This window comes from Blastopirellula marina DSM 3645 (assembly GCF_000153105.1).
Lineage (GTDB): Bacteria > Planctomycetota > Planctomycetia > Pirellulales > Pirellulaceae > Blastopirellula > Blastopirellula marina.
On record NZ_CH672376.1, the window covers coordinates 3,934,268 to 3,957,334 of the forward strand.

Annotated in this window: 19 protein-coding genes; 3 read left to right on the forward strand and 16 right to left on the reverse strand. The window is 57.8% G+C overall.

Annotated elements, in window-relative coordinates:
• Positions 1-457: 457 nt before the first annotated feature.
• From fliG to DSM3645_RS17670, 6 genes are all read right to left on the reverse strand, one after another.
• Positions 458-1,486, reverse strand: a complete 1,029-nt coding sequence (fliG, locus tag DSM3645_RS17645; protein ID WP_002653631.1) for a flagellar motor switch protein FliG — start codon at positions 1,484-1,486, stop codon at positions 458-460.
• A gap of 108 nt (positions 1,487-1,594) precedes the next feature.
• Entirely contained in the window at positions 1,595-2,074 is a 480-nt protein-coding gene (locus DSM3645_RS17650) for a chemotaxis protein CheX (protein ID WP_002653632.1), read from the reverse strand.
• Positions 2,075-2,293: 219 nt separating this feature from the next.
• The gene (locus DSM3645_RS17655; protein WP_002653633.1) at positions 2,294-2,785 is read right to left on the reverse strand and encodes a 6-pyruvoyl trahydropterin synthase family protein; all 492 of its coding nucleotides are present in this window, start codon (positions 2,783-2,785) and stop codon (positions 2,294-2,296) included.
• Positions 2,782-3,690 carry a triphosphoribosyl-dephospho-CoA synthase gene (locus tag DSM3645_RS17660; RefSeq protein WP_002653634.1) on the reverse strand — a complete coding sequence of 303 codons (909 nt, stop codon included), beginning with the start codon at positions 3,688-3,690 and terminating at the stop codon, positions 2,782-2,784. The genes DSM3645_RS17655 and DSM3645_RS17660 overlap by 4 nt, the downstream gene beginning before the upstream one ends.
• A complete protein-coding gene (locus DSM3645_RS17665; protein WP_002653635.1) occupies positions 3,690-4,568 on the reverse strand; it encodes an alpha/beta fold hydrolase in 879 nt (292 codons plus the stop codon). The genes DSM3645_RS17660 and DSM3645_RS17665 overlap by 1 nt, the downstream gene beginning before the upstream one ends.
• 90 nt (positions 4,569-4,658) lie before the next feature.
• Positions 4,659-6,104, reverse strand: a complete 1,446-nt coding sequence (locus DSM3645_RS17670) for a hypothetical protein (protein ID WP_131282678.1) — start codon at positions 6,102-6,104, stop codon at positions 4,659-4,661.
• 1,385 nt (positions 6,105-7,489) lie between these two features.
• Between DSM3645_RS17670 and DSM3645_RS17675 the strand changes: the two genes are divergently transcribed.
• Both DSM3645_RS17675 and DSM3645_RS17680 read left to right on the forward strand, forming a co-directional pair.
• Positions 7,490-8,659 (forward strand): efflux RND transporter periplasmic adaptor subunit, encoded by a 1,170-nt coding sequence (locus DSM3645_RS17675; protein WP_002653637.1) that lies wholly within the window; start codon positions 7,490-7,492, stop codon positions 8,657-8,659.
• A 13-nt stretch (positions 8,660-8,672) separates the two neighbouring features.
• Positions 8,673-12,188, forward strand: a complete 3,516-nt coding sequence (locus DSM3645_RS17680) for an efflux RND transporter permease subunit (protein ID WP_002653638.1) — start codon at positions 8,673-8,675, stop codon at positions 12,186-12,188.
• 239 nt (positions 12,189-12,427) lie between these two features.
• Here the strand turns inward: DSM3645_RS17680 and DSM3645_RS17685 are convergent, their stop codons facing one another.
• The 7 genes from DSM3645_RS17685 to DSM3645_RS30500 form a co-directional block, all read right to left on the reverse strand.
• Positions 12,428-13,753 (reverse strand): DUF1552 domain-containing protein, encoded by a 1,326-nt coding sequence (locus DSM3645_RS17685; protein WP_002653639.1) that lies wholly within the window; start codon positions 13,751-13,753, stop codon positions 12,428-12,430.
• Positions 13,754-13,803: 50 nt separating this feature from the next.
• Positions 13,804-16,362, reverse strand: a complete 2,559-nt coding sequence (locus DSM3645_RS17690) for a DUF1592 domain-containing protein (protein WP_002653640.1) — start codon at positions 16,360-16,362, stop codon at positions 13,804-13,806.
• Positions 16,363-16,579: 217 nt separating this feature from the next.
• Positions 16,580-17,272 (reverse strand): rhamnogalacturonan acetylesterase, encoded by a 693-nt coding sequence (locus tag DSM3645_RS17695; RefSeq protein WP_002653641.1) that lies wholly within the window; start codon positions 17,270-17,272, stop codon positions 16,580-16,582.
• A 32-nt stretch (positions 17,273-17,304) separates the two neighbouring features.
• On the reverse strand, positions 17,305-17,997 hold the full coding sequence (locus tag DSM3645_RS17700; protein ID WP_002653642.1) for a family 16 glycoside hydrolase: 693 nt from the start codon (positions 17,995-17,997) through the stop codon (positions 17,305-17,307).
• Between the two features lie 154 nt (positions 17,998-18,151).
• On the reverse strand, positions 18,152-18,352 hold the full coding sequence (locus tag DSM3645_RS17705; RefSeq protein WP_002653643.1) for a hypothetical protein: 201 nt from the start codon (positions 18,350-18,352) through the stop codon (positions 18,152-18,154).
• Positions 18,353-18,366: 14 nt separating this feature from the next.
• Entirely contained in the window at positions 18,367-18,591 is a 225-nt protein-coding gene (locus DSM3645_RS30260) for a hypothetical protein (protein WP_002653644.1), read from the reverse strand.
• A 499-nt stretch (positions 18,592-19,090) separates the two neighbouring features.
• Positions 19,091-19,228, reverse strand: coding sequence for a hypothetical protein (locus DSM3645_RS30500; protein WP_154657811.1), 138 nt, complete (start codon positions 19,226-19,228; stop codon positions 19,091-19,093).
• Positions 19,229-19,418: 190 nt separating this feature from the next.
• Between DSM3645_RS30500 and DSM3645_RS17710 the strand changes: the two genes are divergently transcribed.
• Positions 19,419-19,706: a hypothetical protein gene (locus tag DSM3645_RS17710; RefSeq protein ID WP_131282680.1), complete on the forward strand. Its 288-nt coding sequence runs from the start codon at positions 19,419-19,421 to the stop codon at positions 19,704-19,706.
• Between the two features lie 25 nt (positions 19,707-19,731).
• On the opposite strand, the gene DSM3645_RS17715 is transcribed toward DSM3645_RS17710, so the two are convergent.
• From DSM3645_RS17715 to DSM3645_RS17725, 3 genes are read right to left on the reverse strand one after another with little or no spacing between them, the layout of a single operon-like run.
• Positions 19,732-20,877 (reverse strand): hypothetical protein, encoded by a 1,146-nt coding sequence (locus DSM3645_RS17715; RefSeq protein WP_002653646.1) that lies wholly within the window; start codon positions 20,875-20,877, stop codon positions 19,732-19,734.
• Positions 20,874-22,514 carry a hypothetical protein gene (locus tag DSM3645_RS17720; RefSeq protein WP_131282682.1) on the reverse strand — a complete coding sequence of 547 codons (1,641 nt, stop codon included), beginning with the start codon at positions 22,512-22,514 and terminating at the stop codon, positions 20,874-20,876. The genes DSM3645_RS17715 and DSM3645_RS17720 overlap by 4 nt, the downstream gene beginning before the upstream one ends.
• A 6-nt stretch (positions 22,515-22,520) precedes the next feature.
• Positions 22,521-23,066 carry a hypothetical protein gene (locus DSM3645_RS17725; protein WP_002653648.1) on the reverse strand — a complete coding sequence of 182 codons (546 nt, stop codon included), beginning with the start codon at positions 23,064-23,066 and terminating at the stop codon, positions 22,521-22,523.
• Position 23,067 lies beyond the last annotated feature (1 nt).

The window sequence follows — 23,067 nt, forward strand, 5'->3', positions numbered from 1 at the left end:
GTAATTTGGCGCAAAAAATTTCAGCGGTCCAGTCCTGGGCTGGGGCATCCCTCGACTTGCGTACTCGGGCTAGTGTTTTACCGGTCCAACCTTGTCCAGTCCGGTCCAACCTACTGGACGAAAAAAAACGGAGCAGTCCGGTCCTGTCTGGCGGGCGGAAGACGCTACTTTTTGCGGGAGCGAAAGGCGACGATGCGATTAATCGGGCTTTAGGCGCGAGGGATGGAGGCCGTATTCCCTCGGTTTGCGCACTCGGGCTAGTGTTGGATTGGTTTAGGCCGTTGGAAAAAACGAAGCGGTCCGGTCCAGTCCTGGCGGGCAAATGTCGAATGTTGAAACCAGAATGCCGAAGGGTAAACTCCCCCACGCGGGAAGCGGCTTCGTTAGTCGAGATAGAGGCCGCATTTCCCTTGCCGGCGCGGCGGGCGATGAAGAAAGGGGGGCTCGAACAAGCAGACTACTGAACGAGTTGTTCTTCCTCGTCTCCGGCCGAGAGGGCGATTTCGCCGGCGTCTTCCAGGCGGCGGACGATGTCGACGATTTGCTGTTGGACTCCTTCGACTTCCGAAACCTTGACGGCGCCCAGAAAGTCCATCTCTTCCAGCAGCATGTCGGCGGCCCGTTTTGACATGTTGCCGACGACCTTGTCGCGCAGCTCTTGGCTGGCGCCTTTGAGGGCCATAGCCCATTGGGCGCTTTCGACGTTTTTGAGGACCGCTTGCATGTCTTTGTCGGCCAGCTTTTGGATGTCGTCAAAGACGAACATCAAACGACGGATCTCTTCGACCAGATCGGGATCTTCCTGGGCGAGATGCTCAAGCAGCGCTCGTTCGGTGGCGCGATCGGTGACGTTCAAGATCTCGGCGACGGTGGGGACGCCGCCGGCGTTTTCAAACGATTGGCTCATCACGCTGGCCATCCGCGTCTCGAGCCCCTTTTCGACTTCTTCGATTACTTCGGGATTGGTTTGCCCCATGTTGGCGATGCGGCGGATGACCGACAGTTGCCGATCGGCCGGCAAACCGGAGATGATTTCGGCGCCGTACGACGCCGGCAGGTGCGACAAGATCAACGCGATGGTTTGCGGATGCTCGTCGACGATAAAAGTCAGCAAGTTTTGGCTATCGACTTTGCGGAGAAAGCCGAACGGGATCGATTCGACCGATTGGCGAACGTTGTCGAGAGTTTCGTTGGCCCCTTTGCCCAGGGCTCGCGTGACCAGATTCTTGGCCAAGCTGATGCCGCCGCCGGCGCCAGCGAGTTGATTGGGATTCTGCTCGGCGAAAGAAAGGATCGCCGTTTCTTGTTCTTGGCCGGTGAGTCGATCGAGATGCGCGATCTCGATACAGACCGCTTCGACTTCCTTGGGGCTCATCCGGCCCATCAGTTGAGCCGCATCATCCTCGGGCAGGCTCATCAAGACGATGGCCGCTTTGCGCAGATTGGGATTGGTCTGGTGAGACCCGTTGTCGCGAACTTTTGCCATGCCCCTTCCCTACGACTACCGACGATGAAAGCGCCGTCTCTCTTTTATCGTCGCGGAGGTTCGTATCGATGAGGAAAACTTTGCCGCCTCATCGGGGCGAGTGCTAGCTTAGGCCAGCACGCCAACCGGCGTGAAGCCGACTTTCAACGACATGGGACCCCAAGCACACTCGAACGGAATCGCAATCGCATGCACTTCGGACGGAAAGCGAATGTCCGGAGGCGATCCGACCACTACGTTCGGCAGACTGATCGAAAGCTCGAATTCTTCGAGTTCCGCTTTGGCGGCGCCGGCGACCATGTTGGCGATCTCGCCCACGGCGTCGACGACATCATCGTTCAGCCCATCGAACTCGGAGGGATCCATCATCAGCATTGCAGCTGCCGCTTGAATCGCGACGCTTTGCGAAAGATTGACAACCACGACTCCTTGGGCTCGACCGGAAAGTCCGATCACGCCGCAAACGTCGTAGGAACCATTGAAATCCTGGGCGAGAACTAACGCTCCCCGTTTGATCCCGCACCCGAGCATCGTATCGAAGGTATTAGTCATCGAACGAATGAACGGATTGATATATTCGACCTGCATTTCTCGGGTATCCTGCCGAACTGCGTGGATGTCTCGGTAGTACGAGAAGGGAATTTGTGCGTGTGGCGCTCCATTGCGTCACGCAAACCTAGGTCCGACTTCACCTTGGTCAAGAAAGTTTCTTACGTATTTAGCGCACTTCGGTAAAAGCCGCAGTTCGGCTTCCTTAAGATGCTGCCGCCAAGCGGATGGCGATAGATGCGGCGTGCGCTGCGATCGCTATTCGCCCCGCAACTCGCAGACGCCCCACTGACCGTAGTTCTCGTCAATTGCGATGCGTAGATGTTGGGGGCGCACGCCGGTCCGCTCTTGCAGCAGGTCCAACAAGCGGCGTCCCACGTAGCGAGCAAGCAGTTCTGTCGTCGTATTCGGCACAGGCAGCAAAACGCATTCAGCCTGCGGAAAAACCCAGCGACGCTCCTCAAACTTGGCCGTCACCTCTTTGCCATCGGCGACAACGTCGATCTGGGGATGTGCGGTCGGCAGCAGCATCCGGTGATCAAGCTCTCCCACAATCTGCGCCAACGCGTCGCGCGCGGCGATAAAGTCGACGACGTAATGGTTCTCGTCGAGAGGGCCGAAGATTTCGGCTTCGACGCGATAGTTATGACCATGCACCCGTTCGCAGGTTCCGCCGGCGAAGGTAATAAAGTGGCCAGCGCTAAAGACGAGATTGTCTTTCGCGATGCGTACCCAGTAGGTTTCGGTCATGAGGATGATTCCGCTGAGAAGGTCGGCGCCGATCGCAACGGCAGCGTCACTTTCCGCTGACGCAGCGCCACAAAGATCGCGCCGCCGATGATATCGGCGGACGTACCGGGATTACGCCGATGATCGTCGGCCCGCAACCAGAAGTCGAGATTCCGTAGCTCATGAAAGTATTCTTCGCTGATCGGCGCTCCAGCGTCCAGCACGCGCCGCGCCAGCAGCGAGCTTTTGAGGGCGATCTCGTCTCCACATTTTCGCTGGATCAAACTATCGGGATGTTCGGCCATTTGCCGGACATGCGCATGGACAATTCGATCCGCGAGCGGCAGATGCGCCGCGCTCGCATCCAGTAAATAGTCGACCGCGGCGAAGACCTGCTCGCAGCCGTTGACGTACTGCCGCGCAATCAGGTCCCGCTTGGCGGCGGCCCGCATTGCATCCAGCAAATCGGCCGGCGCCGGCCCAAAAGCGTCCATCTCGTCGACTTGCCCCATGCCGCCGGGTTTGGCCAAGGCAATCGCCCGGTAGACGTCAGCCGCGTCGTCTTCGTTCAAATCGGCGAGCCTTTGCGAGACGCCGCGGGGATTCAACTCCCTGACCGGCGTCACCGCCAGCGGCGCCAGCAGCAACAACAAGCCCAGGTTGGTGTTGGTGTCGACCACGCAGCGCGTCGCGCGAACCGCCGCGAGAATCGTGCGGCCGATGCGACTTTGTGCGGCGACATCAAACGCCGGCCCAATCGCCACGGCGCTGGCGGCAAAATCGTTGAGCCCCAGATTGCTGAAATCGGCCCCCCGATGGACGTTGCCCGGCTTTGGCGCGTTGACTTCCAGCAGACAGGCGAGCGTCGCCATCTGGCCAATTGTCAGCTGCGACCAACGCCCATCAGAACAGTGATTGTCGTTCATTATGCGGTCCGCTGCAGAAAGGATTCGACCAACGGAATGATGCGCTCGTGTGCGTCTTCCACCACATAGTGGCCAGCGTCGTCAAACACATGCGATTCGGCCTGAGGCCAATACGATTGAAATCGCTTCAGACATTCCAGCGTAAAGCACCAATCCTGCGCGCCCCAGATCATCTGAATCGGCTTCTGCTGCAGGTCCGGCAGATGCTGTTCGAGATGCTGAAGCGTCGCGTAGGTCGGATGGCGCGGAGAAAGCGGAATATCCCCGACAAACCGCGAAATCGCGACGCGGTTCGCCCAGCTATCGTATGGCGCAAGCAGTCCCGCTGTTACCTCCGGCGTCATTCGCTCTGGCTTTTCGGTCGCCATCGTAATCGCCGCGCGAGCGAACAAATTCAATCCGCGCATCGCGGCGTTACCAATCACCGGCGCGCGACACGCGAAGATTCGCCACGGCACGTACGGCGGCGGAAAGGCCCCGGTATTGAACAAGATCAGTCGCTCAAAGCGCTCTGGCTGGCGAACGGCGGCGCCCAGTCCAATCGCGCCTCCCCAGTCATGCACGGCCAGCGTCACGTCGCGCAAATCCAATCGCTCGAGAAACCGCGTCAGGTTGTCGATATGCTGCTCGAGCGTGTACTCGTAGTTCTGCGGCTTGTCGCTCAGCCCGCAACCGATGTGATCAACCGCCAGCGTGCGATGACTCCCCCGAAACGCCTGGATCAAGTTCCGCCAATAGAACGACCAGGTCGGGTTCCCATGCACAAACAGAATCGGTTTTCCCGCTCCTTCGTCAACGTAGTGATATCGTTGACCATCAAGGTCGAGCGTATGGGAGGCGAAAGGATAGAGCTTCCGCCAATCGGCCGGCGCGAGCATACAGGCAATCAGCTAATCAGGGTGAAAACCCCGATTATACAAGAGAATCGCCCTGGAATGTCACCTCCTAGCGACGACGCCGCAACGCGGCTACGGAGCATTGGCTCGCTCGAAGATATCACGCCAGAAATCCCTCGATTCGCGGTGCATTTCTAGAATCTCGTTCCGTTGGTCCCCAGCTTCCAGCTGAATCGCCGCCGCTCGCTCAAATACCCAATCGTAGAAGAACTGGGCCGACGTCTTGCTGATCCGCGGCTGATCCCCGATCTGAACGTAGTACGGCCCGGTCAGCGCGAACCGGTAGGTCTCGGGCACTTCGGCCACCGCGCGGACCAAAAACCAACCGCTTTCGTCAAAATGAATCTTCGGCAGTCGTCCTTGGTTTTTGACCAAGTCGTCCAGCCGCACTTCATGTTCGACCTGGCCATTTTTCAGGACTTCGAGATAGGCGATCTTGTCGCGCGTTCCCAGATTCAACGCTACTTCGATTTCCAGGGATTCCCCTGCGGACGCCGTAAATACGTCCCCCGGCAATCGATTCTCGACAAAGGGGCGAATCATCGGGCCGTTGGTCACCATCACGCGACCGGCCGCCAACTCGCGCCACCAAGCGTCATACGAAAACTCGCCGTCCAAGTGAACATAGACTCGGTTGTAGCCCGGCGGATTGCTCGTTGCGCCCGATCCGCTGGCCGCTGAAGGGGGAATCCGTATCCCGCAGTTGAGCAAATGAAAGTAGATCTGCTGCGCCCAGCGTGCTCTCCCCTGCGCCCCGCGATACAACAAACGATCGGCCGGGCGAGAACCGGGCGCCGGTTTCGCCGCCCCCCCCTTGCTCTCTAACTCTGGCCCAGCGATCACCACCGAGTCGACCGCGTCCTGGGCGATCCACAGCGGCAAGTCCCAGGCGGTCGCGTCCGCCGCGCGATGCACACGAGCGTTACTCTTCAACTCGTTGACGAAACTGAGCGTCGACGGATATTCAGGTTTTGCCGATTGCACCGCTAGCGGCGCGTCGACATTGGCGAAGATCATTCGCCCCCCTGCTCTTTCGTCACGACCACCCAACCGCCACCAGGCGCGGTCGCCGCCGAAGATCGCCAGCGGATCGCCGACCGGTTTTCCTTCATAGGCGTTTTGCTTGTTATCCCACGCATGATTGACCGCGACATGTAGATCTTCGGCCAGCATCAGCGTCTCGATGTCAATCTCGCCGCGCTGCACAAATAGATCCCCCGACCACCAGCCGTCGGCCGCCATATCGACAAAGCGGGTCATCTCTAGCGTGGTGTTATCTTCGTCACCGCTCTTCAGCTCGAAATAGCCGGAGCGCGTGCGATACTCAGGACCGGTCTCCATTTCAAACGTATATCGCCCCGGCGCGAGCTCTAGATGCAATTCACCGGTGAACGAAAAGTGATCGTCCAGATTGGGAACGCCTGGTATCCGCTGGCGATTGCCGCGGGGATTGACCAGATGCATCCGCGCACTGAGCGGAGCCTTCGTCTCGGAATCGACCACTTTCAGATGCAACACTCCCTTTGCCGCCTGCGCAGAGGAAGCGGCAAGACACGCTGATGCGCCGATCAGGATCATCGTCAATCGCACTAGATTCCGCAGTTTCCGCACGTCGCCGCCAACCATAAGAAGGATCGATTCAGACCATATCGTTCAATCCTACCCCAAAAATAAGCGATCGCGTCCTGGTGTGACGGTTATCCCACACGATAACGAAGCCGATCTCCGCCGATACGACTTTGATTGAGCGCGAGACGCGTTCAAAGCGAACGCTTGGCCGATCACCAAAGCGCCCCCCCTCGGGTTGAATGAGTCGGCACATTATTTGCTAACCCAGGGTGCGAGTTACATTAATAAGTGTTCATGTAGGGGGCGCGTAAACAGTGCGAATTAGCGCCTCCAATCACACTCGTTTGCCTCGCGAATTCGGGCGGCTATCAAGGCCCGTAGGAAGGTGAAATGAAGCGATCGTTTCAGCCCTTTCCCCCAAGCCGCCGATGGTGAAATAGCAGCGAGCTGACGTGGCTCTCCACGCACGCATCAAGTAGCGCGATGCGGACCACGTCGCTCATCCTCACCGCCTTCGTCGAAGGCTTGGCAACACGCCGTCTCTAGCCGATTCGAGCACCGCCGTCAGCTCGCCATTTTAGCGAAAAACGCCTATACGTCTCGCACATTCAGCGTCATGACCGCTTGCGTTTGGCGCTTCCTTCCTGGCAACACAAACCATTGTCTTAGGTCTCGCTGATCCGGTCTAGAGACAATTTTGATCGGCGCTTTTCCACCTCCTTTTTCGAGGTCGACTTAGCGTGACGGGATTGAATTTGGGGCGAGCTATCGACGCTGTTTTCAGAATCTTTTTCCCCTGATTTTGAGCTTGCCCAGGAGACGCATCCGCGACCAGATTTTGAGCGTGAAATCGAACCGTCAAAGCAGGTCAAATTGGCCGCCGATCGCGCTGAGCGACTACGGACAGTCGCAGTTGCCGTCATTCATATCGTGCGATAATAATCCCTAATAGCAGGTAACAAATCATCCTCGACGCAGGGACAACATTAGAGTGATCCGCGATTCCAGATTGGGCGTTCCTGACGCTTCGTCTCGAGCAGAAACAATCCGCGTCGCAGCCAAACGGCATAGCGTCCCGCCTTTAACGCCCCGCTATAGCGGCATGCCTAATATGCGAATTTCGTTTGTCCCCCCGAGGCGGACACGCCATCGCGGCCTGCTGACCAGGAGCCATCCCTACGGTCTCTGTCAGAATTTATGAATCCTTGAAAACCAGGGTCAATTTGACCCGTTGGGACATTACTTTCTTCTCGTTTCGGAACAGATAGCGATATCCCCAACAATTGTTCTTCGGGCCTTTCCAGGCTGGTAACTTAGAGGTACGCACGAGCAATATGAAAATCTCCGCGATTGCAGCCGTCATCTTGGCGCTGGTTTCTCTTTCTCTGTCCGGCTGCGAGTCGCAGACGGCCGAGTCGCACGAAGCCGCGCATTCTGAAACGCCAGAAGCGTCGCATGGCCAGGCCCATGGCGAGTCGCACGAAGAGGGACACCATGAACATGTCATTCTGGTCACCAGCCCGCTCCGCAAAGATGTGATCAGTACGCAACAGTACGTCTGCCAGATCCACTCGTGCCAACACATCGAAGTTCGCGCCTTAGAAGGTGGATATCTGGAAGAGATTCGCGTCAACGAAGGTCAAGCGGTGAAGAAGGGGGATCTGATGTTCAAGATCTTGCCGACCCTTTTTCAAGCCAAACTCAACGCCGAGGTCGCCGAGGCCAACCGAATCGGCATCGAGCTGAAAAACGCGCAAACGCTCAATCAAAAAGGGATCGTCTCGCCGCAGGAACTCGCGATCAAACAAGCCGAACTCGCGAAGGCCCAAGCCAAAGTTGAACTGGCGCGAGCCGAGTTGGACTTCACCAACGTGACCGCGCCTTTCGACGGGATTGTCGATCGCCAGCACTGCCAGCTGGGAAGCTTGATTGAAGATGGAGACGTGCTCACCACGTTCTCCGACAATAGCGTGATGTGGGTTTACTTTAACGTGCCTGAGTCGCGTTACCTCGAATACAAGTCGGATCTCGACGACAACCCGAGCGCCGATCCGCTGCAGATCGAACTGAAGCTGGCCAACGGCAAGGTCTTCCCCCAGCCGGGAAAGATTGGCGCGATCGAAGCGGACTTCAACAACACGACCGGCAATATTGCGTTTCGCGCGGACTTCGATAACCCGAAGGGCCTGCTGCGTAACGGCCAAACCGGCACCATCTTGATCCACCGCACGCTGAAGGACGTGATTGTCATCCCACAACGAGCGACTTACGAGATTCTCGCCAAGCGGTACGCTTTCGTCGTCGACAAAGACAACGTTGTTCACCAGCGCGACCTCACGATCGAAAGCGAACAGGATGACATCTTTGTGATCAGAGAGGGACTCGAAGAGGGTGACAAGATCATCCTCGAAGGGATTCGACAGGTTCGCGATGGCGACAAGATCGAATTCAAGTACACCGCTCCTGAAGAAGTTCTTGGCCACTTGAAGTACCACGCAGAATAGGCAGCCCCAGGTCATGTTTTCCAAATTTCTCCATCGACCGGCGCTGGCGATCGTCATCTCTCTGCTCATTTTGTTTATGGGCGGATTGGCGATTACCTCTCTGCCGATCTCGCAGTTTCCGTCGGTCGCGCCGCCCAGCGTGGTGGTCTCGGTCTCTTTTCCCGGGGCCAGCGCCAAGATTCTGGTCAACTCGACGCTCGTGATTATGGAACGAGCGATCAACGGCGTGCCGAACATGCGGTACATGACTTCCGCCGCGACCAGCGCCGGCGAAGCGTCGATCATGATCACGTTCGAGCCGGGCACCGACCCCAACGTCGCGGTTTTGAACGTCAACAACCGCATCCAGATGATCAAGAATCAGCTTCCTCCGATCGTCGAGCGCGAGGGCATCATCGTCATGCAGAACATGACGTCGATGCTGATGTACGTGAACGTTTACAGCAAAGACCCCAACCACGATCAGAACTTTCTTTACAACTACGTCAGCGCCAATCTCTTGCCCGAGATTCAGCGCGTCCGCGGCGTCGGTCGCGCCAAGATCCTCGGCAACCGCGCCTATGCGATGCGCGTCGAGTTAGATCTGGACCGCATGCGCGCCTATAACGTCTCCTCCGCCGACATCATGGAGATGATCAAAGAACAAAGCATCATCGGTTCGCCGGGTCGATTGGGCCAAGCGACCGGAACGACATCGCAAACTATCGAATACGTGATGACCTGGGTCGGACGCTATGACAAGCCGGAACAGTACGCCGATATCATCTTAAGAGAAAACGAAAAAGGAGAGATCCTGCGGCTCAAGGATGTCGCCAAGGTCTCGCTCGGCTCTTCGTTCTATGACCTCTATTCCGATATCGACGGTCTCCCTTCCGCTTCGATCGTGCTCAAGCAAACTCCTGGATCGAACGCCGCGGACGTGATTGAGCAGGTCAAGGACTTGCTGAAAGAGTTCAAAGCGGAGTCGTTCCCGCCGGGCATGGACTATGCGGTCAGCTACGACGTTTCCAGCTTTTTGGACGCGTCGATCGAGAAGGTGCTGCACACGCTGTTTGAAGCGTTCATCCTCGTTTCATTGGTGGTCTACCTGTTCCTCGGCGACTTCCGTAGCACGCTCATTCCCACGCTGGCCGTTCCGGTGTCGTTGATCGGAACGTTCTTCTTCATGAGCATGTTCGGGATGTCGATCAACCTGATTACGCTCTTTGCGTTGGTGCTGGCGATCGGCGTGGTCGTCGACGACGCGATCGTGGTGGTCGAAGCCGTGCACGCCAAGATGCACGAGAAACACCTCTCTCCGTATCTGGCGACCAAAGAAGTGGTCGGCGAGATCAGCGGCGCCATTATCGCGATTACGTTGGTGATGACCTCGGTGTTTATTCCGGTCTGCTTTATGCCTGGGGCGGTCGGCGTGTTTTATCGCCAGTTCGCGCTTACCATGGCGATGTCGATCGTGCTCTCCGGCATCGTGGCTCTGACGCTGACGCCGGTGCTGTGTGCCATGATTTTGAAGCCCCACGCCAAAGCCGGCGACAAGCAAACCGGCTTGATTGGTTTTGTGAATCGGCTCATCAAGCGGGTCGCCGGCCCCTCCGCCAACATCGTGCGGCTGGTGCTGTCGGCGCTTCTCGGCTTGGCCGTTGGATACGGCGTCTACGAACTGCTGCATGTTGAGTTCGTTCACGAACTGGTCTCGGAACAGTTGCCGCTGACGCAACAACGGATGATGATTATCGCCGGCGTCATCGCCGTGCTGGCCATCTTCACATTTCGCTCGATGTTCTCGGGAAGTGAGCCCGGCGAAGCGAAGAAACGCGGGCCGCTCGGCATCTTTTTGCATTACTTCGACCGCGGCGTCGAAATGGTGACCGGGGGCTACGTCGGCATCGTGAGCCTGATCGTCACTCGACGTTTGGTGACCATGATTGTTATTGGCGCTTTTAGCTACGGCATCTTGGTGGTGAACCAGGTTCTTCCTTCCGGCTTTATTCCGCTGGAAGATCAAGGAGTTATCTACGGGATCATTCAGACTCCTCCCGGCTCGACGCTCGAATACACCAACTCGAAGGCGCACGAACTGCAGAAGATCTGTCAAGGGTTTGAAGAAGTCACCTCGGTCACTTCGTTGGCTGGCTACGAAATCTTGACCGAAGGTCGCGGCTCCAACGCGGGTACCTGTCTGATCAACTTGAAGCCGTGGGCCGATCGTGAGCTGACCTCGAAAGAGATCATTGAAAGACTCGAGGAAAAAGGGCAGGAAATCGCCGACGTGAAGCTGGAGTTCTTTGAACCGCCCGCCGTTCCTGGGTTTGGCGCCGCCGGCGGTTTCTCGCTCTGCTTGCTCGACAAGACCAACAGCGGCAACTACGAAGCGTTCGGCGAAGTGACCGAGAACTTTTTGGCCGAGTTGGACAAACGAAAGGAACTGAAGGGTATCTTCACGTTCTTCGCCAGCAACTATCCGCAGTACGAAATCATCATCGACAATGACGTGGCCATGCAGAAAGGGGTGACGATCGCCGACGCGATGGACAACCTCTCGATCGTTGTGGGCAGCACCTGGGAACAAGGCTTCATTCGTTTCGGCCAGTTCTATAAGGTCTACGTCCAAGCGGCTCCCGAGTTCCGGCGGTACCCCGAAGACTTGGAGAACATGTTCGTCAAGAACGACGAAGGAGAAATGGTCCCCTACTCTTCGTTCATGAAGCTCGAAAAGCTGCAGGGCATGAACGAAATCAACCGCTACAATCTTTACACGACCGCGATCATCCAGGGTGCTCCCGCGAATGGGTATAGCAGTGGTCAAGCGATCGCGGCGATTCAGGAAGTCGCCGAACAGACGTTGCCCCATGGTTATGGCATCGGTTGGCAAGGTCTCTCGTATGACGAAGCCAGCAAGGGGAACACGGCGATCTACATTTTCATCGTCGTCGTGATCTTCGTCTACTTGGTTCTGGTCGGTCAGTACGAAAGTTTCCTCCTGCCGTTGGCGGTGCTCGCTTCGTTGCCGGTCGGCTTGTTCGGCTCGTTTTTGATGCTCAAAGCGATGGGACTTGCCAATGACGTCTACTGTCAGATTGGTCTGGTCATGTTGGTCGGTCTGTTGGGTAAGAATGCGATTTTGATCATCGAATTCGCCGTCCAAAGGCGCCACGAAGGGTTGAGCCTGCGAGATGCGGCGATCGAGGGGGGTAATCTCCGCTTCCGCCCGATCGTGATGACCTCGTTCGCGTTCATCGCCGGTCTGATTCCGTTGGTGCGTGCGACCGGTCCCGGAGCGATCGGAAACCGAACCATCGGCACCACAGCGGTCGGCGGCATGCTCATGGGCACGCTGATCGGCGTCGTGGTCATACCGGGTCTGTACTACCTGTTCGCGAAAATCTCGGACGGTAAGAAGCTGATCCGTGATGAACATGACGACCCGTTAAGTGAGATCCTCGAGCGCCACGACGGGCACGGCCATAGCACCGACGACGATGATTCCGATGAAGATGAATCACCGGAAGCGGAGTCGCCGGCCCATTAATCAACTCGCGCGAAAGCGACCCAGCGAACAGCGCTGGGTCGCTAGATTTTGCGAGCAGCGGACGTCTACCTCTTTTCGTCGCCCGAAGCGCCAGCAAGGGAAATGCGGTTGGATAAAATGCCTAATATCTAAATCCTAATGTCTAATGAACGAAGTAACGACTTAGTCGCTCGGGCTTCATTAGGCATTCTCGTGGTGGCCGCATTTCGCTCGCGCATCGGGCTACGAAGAAACTTCGCTTAGGAGATCAACGTCCCCGTCGCGTCGCTGAACTGATCGGTTTCGACGCCCATCTTTTGGATCATGGTCAGCAACAGATTGCTGAGCGGCGGATGACTGTTTTCGTCATAGGCGAGATGCTTTCCATGCTTCAGACCAAGCGAATTTCCGCCGGCTAGTAGCAGCGGCAAGTTCTTGGGCGAGTGCTCGCCTCCTTTGCCGCTGTTCATTCCGCTGCCGTACAGCACCATCGTATGGTCAAGCATATTGCCGTCGCCGTCGTCGGTTTGCTTCAAAAAATCGAGGAAGCGGGCCAGGCGCGACAAGTGAAACCGATCGATCACGCCTAGCTTTTTCAACATGCCGGCGTCACCCCCATGATGCGACAGTTCGTGATGGTTTTCGCCTCCGCCGCCGTAGCCGCCTGCTTCGCGCGACCATTCGAAGGTGATGACCCGCGTCGTATCGGTGACAAACGACAAGTAAGACAACTCCAGCATCACGTCGATCCACATCGGGCGGTCATGCGCGTCATGCGACTTGCTGTTTAATTGTAAGAACTTGGCGTCGAGTTCCGGTTTTGGCACGTCAATCCAGGCTTCCAAACGCTCGACTCGCTGCTCGGTCTCGCGCACGCTGCCGAGATATTGATCGAGTTTCTGCTGGTCCTTCTTCCCCAGTTTCTTGTGCAGCGAACGCGCTTCGGCCAGTACGCTGTCGAGAATCGACTTTTGCTCGGCATAGCGCCGCAACGTCGCGGCCCGATCGCCGGCGTTGTCTGGCACAAAGAGGCGCTCGAACAAGCGTTTCGGCGAATTCTCGGCCGGAATCGGCGTGCCGCGGCGATCGAATGACAACGTGTGTGAGTGCCCCGCCGATCCGGTTCCGCTGCTATCGGATAGCTGCAGCGAACCAAAACGGGTCTCTTTGCTGTGACGCTCGGCGACGATCTGATCCGCCGAGACCCAGTTGGTGTAGTCGCTGCCTGGGGTTGCGGTCAGGTCAGCGCCGGTGAGCCAGGTATCGGCGCCGCTGTGACCTCCCTGAGAATGGGGATGCCCCATGTTGGAGAAGACCGTGAAATCGTCACGATGATCGGCCAGCGTGGCGAGCGTGGGAGACAGCTTGTAGTCGGCGCCGGCCGATTCTGGCGACCACTCTAAAATGTTGACGCCGTTAGGAACATAGCAACAGATCATCCGCGGTTGCCGCGCGTTTGTCTTTGCGAGGGGTGAAAACTGCGACGGAGCGGCCAGCGAGCGGGGATTCATCGCGTCGAGAAGCGGCAGACTCAAGCAAACTCCAAGTCCGCGCAGCGCCGTCCGGCGTGAGATCGATTTCGGCATCTTGGTTCCTTTGCGTGTTGCTGAATTGCGGTTGTGACGAGCGGCGTCGACTACTTGGACTGAAACGGTTCGGAACGCACGACAAAATGGAGCAGCGCGCGGAGCGACTTGTCGCTCGCTTGCATCGCGGCGACCGCGTCCTCGATTTGCGGGCGATCGACGATACTCAGCTCTCGCCCCAAAGCGTAGGTGAACATTTTCTCGGACAAACATCGCAGAAACAGCTCTTCCTTTTCGAGCAGCGCCTGCTGAAGCGATTCGATCCCGTCGATTTCGGTTCCGTCGGGCAGCGTCGCCGAAGCGTCAATCAGCGGGTCATTCGCACCGATCCGTCCCTGATAGCCGTGCCCTTCCCGCTCGCGCCAATCGCCTGATCCGTCAAAGTTTTCTAAGGCGAATCCGAGCGGGTCGATCTTGTTGTGACAGCGAGCGCACTGCGCCAACTCGCGATGAATTTCTAATCGCTGACGAACGGTCGCCTTGTCGATGCCTGGAACCTTGGGAGCAATCTCGCCGACGTTGGCGACCGGCAACCCGGGATCGGTCCCCAAGATGTTCTTCAAGATCCAGACTCCCCGTTTGACCGGCGAGGTCCGCGTACCGTTGGAGGTGATCGACAACATCGACGCCTGAGTCAGCACGCCGCCGCGATAAACGCCGGCAGGTACCGTGACGCGGCGGAAGTGATCGCCGCGAACTCCGTCGATGCCGTAAAAGCGGGCCAGCCGTTCATTGATTACGACAAAATCAGAGTCAATAAAGTTCATCACGCTCAGGTCATTCTGCAGCACTTCGCGAAAGAAGGCTTTTCCTTCGGCGATGATGGACGTTTCCAAATGTCGGTCGTAACGGCGAAAGAGTTCGGCGACCGGCGGGTTCGCTCCGACCTCGCGTAAGCTCAACCATTGTCCGGCGAAATTTTCGACCAATGCTTCCGCTTTTGGATCGGCCAACATTCGATCGACCTGGCGGTCCAGCTCTTGCGGATCTTGCAGCTTGCCGCTCTTCGCCGCCCGAAAAAGCGCGTCGTCCGGCATGCTGCTCCACAAGAAGTACGACAGGCGCGTCGCCAGTTGAAAATCATCCAGCGGCGTCGCCGCCTGATCGCTGCCGGCGGTGGGCTCGGCCAGGTAGAGGAAGTGGGGCGAGATCAAGATCGCGATCAATGGGGCACGGATCGCGGTCTCTAGGGAGTCCGATTGCTTGTAGGCCTGATCGAAAAGCGTCAGCTTCTGCTCGATTTCCGCCCGATCGGCAGGACGTCGATAGGCGCGCTGCAAAAAGCGGGCGATTACTGTGCGAGCATACTCCCGCGGGTTGCTCTCGCGCAGGGGAGATTCGGGCAGCAAACGGGTCTGCGACTGCGGCGGCCACTCTGGATAGATCGGTCCTTCCAACTCCATCCAATCGACAGCCGCTTCTGGCCGCGCAAACTCGTCGTGTCCCTGCATCCAAAAGTTTTCGACTTCCTTTGGAATGTCGTAGGCATAGTTGATGGTCAGCCCCGCCTTGTCGGTCGAAAGCTCGGTTTCGATCTCGATCGTCTGCATCTGGGGCAGATCGGCGTTTACATCAAACTCGGCGATCACTTTCGGTTGACCGGCCAGATGCTGCGTCACTTTCAGGCGCGGCCGGCCATAGTCATAGTCGCGGAAGGTTTGAAAATGCTCGAGCCCGCGTTCGTACTCTTGGCGCTTCCATTTCTCTTGACTCGGGTTCTTCTGGATCGCTTCGTCCAGCCGACGTTGCAAAAAGCCTTTCGCCGACTCGACGACTTCGTCGCGGGTCGGAACTCGCCCGCCGACGCGAATGCGGACGAGATACTTGCCGCCGTTTTTCACCGCAAAGTCTCGGACGTTGATGTTGCGATCCCACGAGTTGTGGTGCATCACCACGGCGTCCGCCTCATCGCGATTTTTACCGCTGTTGATGATGAGTCGTTGTTTGTCGTACTCGACGCGGTTGCTATCGGAGTGCCCTGACTCGGGTTGAAACCGCCAACGGATCAGTGGAGGCTGTTCGCCTGCGACGAGCGCTTCGTCTAGGATCTCCCGCGCCGCGTGATAATACTGCTCCATGTGCAACGGCGAGATCGTCAGCGCTCCGCCGTTGTTATCAAAGCCGCCGGTCGGCGGATCTTGCGGGAAGTGGGAAGTGTCGTAGTCGATCCCCACCAGATCGCGGATCGTGTTGCGATATTCGTCCCGATTCATCCGGCGTAAAATGATCACGCTGTCGCGTTTGACTTGCTCGGCGCGGATCATTTCGCCGGTCACATAATCGACAAACTTTGCGACCGACTCAGGCGATGGCTGCGGTTCCTCCTCAGGCGGCATTTCGTGGCTGTTCAGCACGTTGACCACTTCGCGCCAGCGGCCGCTGGTAGTCAGATCGTCAAACGCCGCGCTTAGCTGCGTGTCAACGCGAAACTCGGCTTCCGCTTCTTCCGGCCCATGGCAGCGCAGACAATTCTGTTTCAAAAAGAGGACCGCTTCGCGCTGATAACCTGATTCGTCTGGCGTAAAACTCGCCGGCGACTGACCGCTGGCCATTGCGCCGGCAATCGCCAGCCAACCGATGGTCCAGCACAAACAAAAACGGATTTGCATCTTGGAAGTCGCGAGATGGGGCCAGCGGATGAAAAGGAGCGGCGAGTTGGGCGCAAGTGGGGGCGGCGCCCAATTCTTCACGCGGATGGTGAGCCGTTCATCTTAGCCGTAAACCTCTAGAAAGACCAAGCGAATTGCCTGGAGCGGAGTGGCCGCACAACATCCAGAAACATCACGTGCGAACTTCCAGATCGGCAATTCCCGGACCTCGCAAGCATTATTTCAAATTGCCGGTCAACTCCGGCGCGACAACCTTTAGCTCTGCGACGACCAGTCCCGCGATTGCGTCAGCGCCCTGTTTGGTGAAGTGAGTTATGTCCGTTTCTGTTGGGTTGTACGCTGCGCTTTCGGTCGGCCCAATTTTGTTGTGATGCGCCACGCTTATCGTATAGAGATCCAGAAACGGCACGTTCTGTTGTTGGGCGACTGCTTTCGCCGCTTGGGCGTAGAAAGGCAACGTCGCCTTCAACACGTCTTTCCCGCTGCGCGGGAGGATCAGGTCGTTTTCGTCAAATCCGCGCCGCGTGACCGAGCTTAAAACAATCGGCTTTCCGCCTGCCTTCTTGACGCGCTCGACATACGAGGTGAGTTCGGCGCCGTACACCGTCGTGTCGTATCTCTTTTGGTCGTTGTGACCAAATTGAATCAGCACATAGTCGGGCTGCTGCCGCAACAGCTCGTCCAATTTTTTCGAGAGGGACTGCAATGTCGCGCCGTTCCTGGCGTAATTCAGCACCTTCGTCCGCTCGGTCACCATTTCGGCGAACGATGGCCCCCAGCCATAGGTGCTGGCGACCGTCGAGTCCCCGATCAAGCCGATCGTAAGCGGCTTTTCCTCGGCGGTCCATGCCGGCGCGATTGAGAGGAACACGAGTGAGAAAATCAATCCGCGCGAGAAATTCAGGAACATGTTGTCACTCCTAGATGCTGTCTAATAATCCGCTATTCCGCCGAAGGTTTTTTCTTGGCCGTCGCTTTCCACACCGCGAGATTGCGGAACTGGGCGCCTTCGCCGCGAGCGACCATGCCGACGCGCCCTTTGCGATCCTGGAACCGCTGGTGCTGCGCTGCGATCATGTGCTGATCGATTCGGGCAATCCAGCGATCGCCGCAAACTTCGATCGCAATCGTGTGCCAGGCGGTTGGATCGATGTCGACCTTGATTCGCGTCAGTTCTTCTTTGCGAGTCTCTTTGGCGATGCCGCTCATCTTTTGAATCCAAATCGCCTGGGGAGTGATGACCACGCGGCCCAGATGATGGTTCGGTTGGTTGGTGTCACGACAGACGAAGCCGACCTGCGGCGAATCGCCCAAACGAAACTCACCCCTAAGCACCAGGTCGCCAAGATCGGTCACATACTCGCAAACCGCTTCATGACCATGGGGGCGCTTTTCGCTCGGGCCTTCTTGGATCTCGTACGCGGCGCCCTCCACAATGCTCCATTGGCCAATCCCACCGCGCCAACCGTTGGCGCCAGGCTTTCCCTTTTCGCCAAACGCGGCCGGCTGGTCGAACTTCTCGCAAGTCACAAGATCGATCGGCTGACAAAGTTGCGTCGGCGGCGGTGCTGGATTTTCGGCCTGAACCAGCGAAGTCAGGCAGACCAGAGTAACAAACGCCAAAGTGCGGTGCATGGAGGGAGCTTCGGAGGGGGATGGAAGTGACAAATCGAACTATTGGAAGATAGACCAGCGGCGAGTCCGAGTCAAAGCAGGATGGGAGCCGTCTGGCGGCTCCCATCCGTTTTGTTCGTCCGCGCGGCGGACCGTACCGGCGGCGCCATACATCTCATGCCGCCGAATGTTGAACGCTGGGCTCTCCGCCGGTTCGATCCAAGACGATCTCGGTCGCCAGCGGCAGCGCCCGTTTTTCAAATTCAACGACAAAGCCGCGCGCCTCTTCCAGCGACTCGGCACGATAGATAGCGACCGGCATTTCAGCTGCGAACCGCGTGTATGTTACAACCAGGTACTTGTTCATGATCTTCATTTCTCCGGTTCTCCCTAAAGTTCGCTCAGTTCAAATTGGGTCGTCTCCGCAGCGCATTGCTCGTTCGATTCCGCATCGGCTGCGGCGGCCAGCAGCTCTCCATCCCAGCAGTCAATCGGAATCGTGCAGAAAAGTTGACGCCTACAAGCGGTGCAGCGTCGCAGTAGACAGCGCTGACGAACGAGTGAAACGCGGGATTCGTCGACAGGCGATGTCGGGCTGGTTCGTCTCGGCAACATAGGTACCTACCTGGGGCGCAAAGAAGTTGGGTCGATAGAGTTTCAGACAGTTTCGGCGGCTCAAGAATTCGAGCGATAGAGGCGACGTCAACGGCTGTCGCGGCCGGCAGCAACCCAGCACTGTCTTGGTACGATCATTTCGATTACGACCTATAGAATAGTGGACATCCATACACACTGCAAGCACTATTCTGACCCTTGTTTTTACGGGGTTTGGAAGCGAAATCCGGGGACGGGCGAATCTCGAAAAGCGAATTAACACGACTCGCCAAAAACCGCGGCGAAACTTGCCCGCGGCGCAAGCTAAGGGAATGTGGATCGCCATGCAGAAAAAGCCAAATACCAGTCCTCACTGCTCCCGTAAATTGCTCTTTTTCAAGCCCTCAACACCCTTTACCGTCCTGTCGCATTCGTCGGTCAATTCTCTTCCGTCCGCTGCTCCATGTCATCGATTGACGGCGGCGCATCACCCCTTGAAATCACGGGCAAATCGGCGACTTCATAACGCCGAGATTCTCCCCCCCCACACGCCGCCGCCGATGGCCAAACCAAGCGCGACGAATAGCGACAACGCGTGCACAATTCGTCGGGTCGCCCGCTTGTTGGACAGACCGGCTGCTTTCGACAAAGCGTTCATCGGCTTGGATCTATCTAGTCAGAGGAATCGTTGTCTCCTTGCGTGCCGACGCAAAAGGCGCAAGCCCAACCTCCCCGTTCTAAAATATAAATGCAGGGGGTTTCCATTCCCCCACGATTAACGATACGGTAGTTACATCCCGATACCGTTCGCAGCTTGCTTCGCCTTTGATGAATAGTAGTGAATCATCATGTCATTTATACGCTTCGCAATCATGGGCGTTGGTAGTCTGATCGCCGTCGTCACCCTAACTGCAGGCAGCTATCACTATGGTTATACGAACTGTTATCGCGAGCTGAACGACTTGAATCGCGCTGAAGTTGGCAACCTGTTGGCCCCCGGCGACAATACGATGATCCACCGAGACATGCAGCGTCATTGCCTGGATCTGGAAACCCAATTGATCGCGTCGCAGCGCGAAGTGCGACGTCTAGAGTCTCTTCTCAATCAGCGTGAATCGCAACTGACGCAGGATTGAGTACATCGTCAGACCCAGGCCTGACCTACATCAGGGAATTCGCCCAGCAGTTGAGGTAGCGGATTTCTAAGACTCCCGTCGCGGCGTTGACCACGTGAAAGCGGTCTCCTTTCTGAGCGGCGACGATCGTCGTGCCCGAAACGTTGACAAAGTACGAATCGATCTCTTCAAACTGGGCCCAGTTTTCGGGTCGGGTATAAACACCTTCTTGCCAGGCCGGCAGGAAGACGCCGCTTTCGTCAGCGGCCAAGTCGACGGATCGTGCGGCGTGAAAATCAAACTGATTGCGTTCGACCAGAAAGCCGAGCGTCATCCCCCGCAGATCGACCCCGGCTTGCACCGCTTTAATTGACGCCGTGAATCCCAGTTGATAAACGCCGTCGTTATTGCACAAGATCTGCATCGCTCCTTTCTCATCGGCGGCGATCACGGCTTGCGTATCGCCGTCGCGCGCCGGGGGCAAAGCAGGCGCTCCCCAGTTCACATGCCGGAAGTCCGGCGCTGCATCTGGCGCGACGTCCGGGTCGTACGCGCGATAGGCGAAGTCGACGACGCTAGACAGCTGCGGACGCGTCGCACCGCCGGCCAAGGATGCTCGGTTGCTTTCGAGAATCAACCCGACGCCGGCATACGGATAGACGTATTGGCGACGGCGTTCTTCCGTTTTAAAGAACCGCGTCGGCGCCGAAAACGAAGGAGTCACCCAGCCGACTCGAAACCGCTGCTGCGGTTGCCGGCGATCGCGGTAGTCGGTCGTCGGACATCCATCAAAACCGAGAAACCGAAACGCCGTGCCGCCGGCAATCAAACCCAGACAATCGGCGGCGGCGCCCAACAGGGAATCAGGACGCACCAACGCTCGGTGATCGACACCATCACTCGCGTCTTGTCGAATGAGCGCTTGCACGATGGCGCCTTGCGAGCAGCTGCCGCGCGTACCCGGCGGAACCGCTTGCGGCCCATTCACAAACAGCAGACCTGCGTCTTGAAAAGCGGCGTGCGGCGCATCGACCAGGGCCAAACGGAGCAGCGCGTCTTGATCGGCCGTTTCGATCGCGCCAAGTTTGGTGCTGGAACGCGCCGCGATCGTCGCCGGCGACATCACGGCGAACGGCGGGATCTCCTGCGATCCGCGGTTTACAAACGACAACCAGCTGCGGGCGGAAATCATCGGCGTTCTCCTCGTTGTTCGCGGCGGCGTTCGGTGCGCGACATTTCGACCACGCGTTCCAGCAGACGACGTTCGCGATAGCTCATGTCGACCAGATCGTCTTCGCGGTTGCGGCTGACGATCGTACTTCCCTTGCCGCTGCTGTGAATGATCCAGCTCACCTGGCGGATCGCGCCGTCCGGCTGGATCGGCCAAAACCCGTCGTATGTCAACGTGCCTGGCTGCGCCGCTTGCAGCTCTTTGGCCGCCGCTTGCAGATAGTACTCGGCTTGTCGTTTGACGTCCGGCTCGTTGCTGACCACTTTCTTGGACTGGTGGTTGAAGTAGACTTCGCGAGCGATGTCGTCCCGCAAAATCGTTTGCGCCGCCGTTTGTCGCGCCGGTTTCTGGGGCGATACTTCGAACCGCACGACGCCGCGCGTCTGTTTGTCGCGACGCTGACACGCGATCCGCAGCTTTAACCGCGCTGGATGGACCTCGTAGTTGTCGTCGACTTGTCGATAGAGATAGACCGGCTCGGCGAAGATCACCAGGCCGCGATGATGGTCCACGGTAAAACCGCGGGCATAAAGATCTTGCGGCGTTTCGTTCAATTCAGGATCGGGCTGTTCATGCTCGCGAATCTGCGGAAAAGTCGCCGCTCCTTTTTCAAACAGACCATAAACCCACGGCGGACGTCTCCGCAGCGTCTTGTCTGGCGTCTTGTCCGCTTCGACCTGATGCGGCAGCAGCGGCAGTACTTCGGCGATCTTCTCGATCATGTTCTCCCGTGTAGGAGGATCGCCTGGCAGCGTGAACTTCGGCTGAATCTGGTAGTACTTCCAGACGCAACTTTGCGCCAACTCGCGGTGCGCGGCTTCGACGTTTCCCAACTCCGCCAGCGGTTCCGACCTCCAGCCAAGCGACGGCGCATAGCTTACGTCATCCAGCGGCACGATGTCGCCGTTGGGTTCAACCGCAACCGGCGCCAGGTCAAAGTCCATCTGATAGACGTTGGGCGCGGCGACAAACTTTAGCGCCGCCGGCGTCTCGGGCCTATCGTAGATCGCTTCGCCGGCGGTTGCGGCCAGCGTGATCGGCAATGTTTCTCCTTGCCCGGCCGGCTCGATCGCGACCGCTCCGCCGATCTTTAGCACCACGCGACAACCACACGCGTCGGCCAGGTCGGCCAGCGCCAGCGCCGGGATCTTGTAGTCCCAATAAACGTAAGGGCGAAGGAGATTTGGCATTTTGGAAACGTCGAACCGCTGTTGTCCCATCGCTTGCAGACAGAGCCGCGCTAGATCTTGCGGCGCCTTTTCGGTCCCGCTAGCAATCGCATCTCCATCATCGATCCGAACGTTGTATTCGCCAGAGAGTTGGCCAAACCGCCAGCGCCAGCGTTGATCGAGGATCTCGACCCGCATCACCGATCTGCCATCACCGCTGGTTTCAACGGTCAACTGATCCAATCGACAGTCAGGCATCTGGATCACGGCGCCGGCATAGCGAAAGAGGGCCGCTCCCTCGGCCATCGGCCGAATCGCAGCCGGCGCCGCGCGAATCGTAATTCGCCCCGGCGAAATCCCATGCGACAGCGTGTAGCGAACTTCCGAAAAGTCCCCAATTCCGGGATACTCAAAAACTGCTTCAGGCATATTCATTTATCGTCGTACCCCCAGATTTCCGCCGAGTCCTAAACGATGAATGCGCCGCGTCTCTGCGCTGCCGCCCAGATTCGCGAGCGCCTCTTCCTCAGTCGCATAGCCGGCGCCGGCTTCCGCAAAGATCACGTCGTCGACGTGACCGTCCACGCCTGCTTGACGAAACAGTTGCAGGTTGCCGCCGATCCCCACGGTCAGCACACCCGCGAGGTAGTAGCCAAAAGCCTCTCCGCTAACGACAAACCATCGATCGGCGCCCGCAAAGGCGACGGTTTCTGACGTGTTTTTGTAAATGACGCCGCCACCGCCATAATCATTGATCCGCATGTTGATTCCGCTGCCGGTGGCGGCGCGGAACCGGACATAGGCTGTGTACTCTGCACGCGGAAATGTCGGCGTGCAGACGACCTCATTGAGATTGTTGCCGAGTATGGCCCCCACGTTGACATTGCTGACTAGCACGTAGTCGCCGTCGATCGCGCCTTCGACGCCGCTGGTCTTCGGTCCTTGCCAAGCGGCGGACGGAATGCGGTAAAATTCAGGCATC

Coding starts and splice junctions, on each gene's coding strand:
- fliG (WP_002653631.1), bottom strand. CDS start 1,486: ATGGCAAAAGTTCGCGACAACGGGTCTCACCAGACCAATCCCAATCTG.
- DSM3645_RS17650 (WP_002653632.1), bottom strand. CDS start 2,074: ATGCAGGTCGAATATATCAATCCGTTCATTCGTTCGATGACTAATACC.
- DSM3645_RS17655 (WP_002653633.1), bottom strand. CDS start 2,785: ATGACCGAAACCTACTGGGTACGCATCGCGAAAGACAATCTCGTCTTT.
- DSM3645_RS17660 (WP_002653634.1), bottom strand. CDS start 3,690: ATGAACGACAATCACTGTTCTGATGGGCGTTGGTCGCAGCTGACAATT.
- DSM3645_RS17665 (WP_002653635.1), bottom strand. CDS start 4,568: ATGCTCGCGCCGGCCGATTGGCGGAAGCTCTATCCTTTCGCCTCCCAT.
- DSM3645_RS17675 (WP_002653637.1), top strand. CDS start 7,490: ATGAAAATCTCCGCGATTGCAGCCGTCATCTTGGCGCTGGTTTCTCTT.
- DSM3645_RS17680 (WP_002653638.1), top strand. CDS start 8,673: ATGTTTTCCAAATTTCTCCATCGACCGGCGCTGGCGATCGTCATCTCT.
- DSM3645_RS17685 (WP_002653639.1), bottom strand. CDS start 13,753: ATGCCGAAATCGATCTCACGCCGGACGGCGCTGCGCGGACTTGGAGTT.
- DSM3645_RS17690 (WP_002653640.1), bottom strand. CDS start 16,362: ATGCAAATCCGTTTTTGTTTGTGCTGGACCATCGGTTGGCTGGCGATT.
- DSM3645_RS17695 (WP_002653641.1), bottom strand. CDS start 17,272: ATGTTCCTGAATTTCTCGCGCGGATTGATTTTCTCACTCGTGTTCCTC.
- DSM3645_RS17700 (WP_002653642.1), bottom strand. CDS start 17,997: ATGCACCGCACTTTGGCGTTTGTTACTCTGGTCTGCCTGACTTCGCTG.
- DSM3645_RS17705 (WP_002653643.1), bottom strand. CDS start 18,352: ATGAAGATCATGAACAAGTACCTGGTTGTAACATACACGCGGTTCGCA.
- DSM3645_RS30260 (WP_002653644.1), bottom strand. CDS start 18,591: ATGTTGCCGAGACGAACCAGCCCGACATCGCCTGTCGACGAATCCCGC.
- DSM3645_RS30500 (WP_154657811.1), bottom strand. CDS start 19,228: ATGAACGCTTTGTCGAAAGCAGCCGGTCTGTCCAACAAGCGGGCGACC.
- DSM3645_RS17710 (WP_131282680.1), top strand. CDS start 19,419: ATGTCATTTATACGCTTCGCAATCATGGGCGTTGGTAGTCTGATCGCC.
- DSM3645_RS17715 (WP_002653646.1), bottom strand. CDS start 20,877: ATGATTTCCGCCCGCAGCTGGTTGTCGTTTGTAAACCGCGGATCGCAG.
- DSM3645_RS17720 (WP_131282682.1), bottom strand. CDS start 22,514: ATGCCTGAAGCAGTTTTTGAGTATCCCGGAATTGGGGACTTTTCGGAA.
- DSM3645_RS17725 (WP_002653648.1), bottom strand. CDS start 23,066: ATGCCTGAATTTTACCGCATTCCGTCCGCCGCTTGGCAAGGACCGAAG.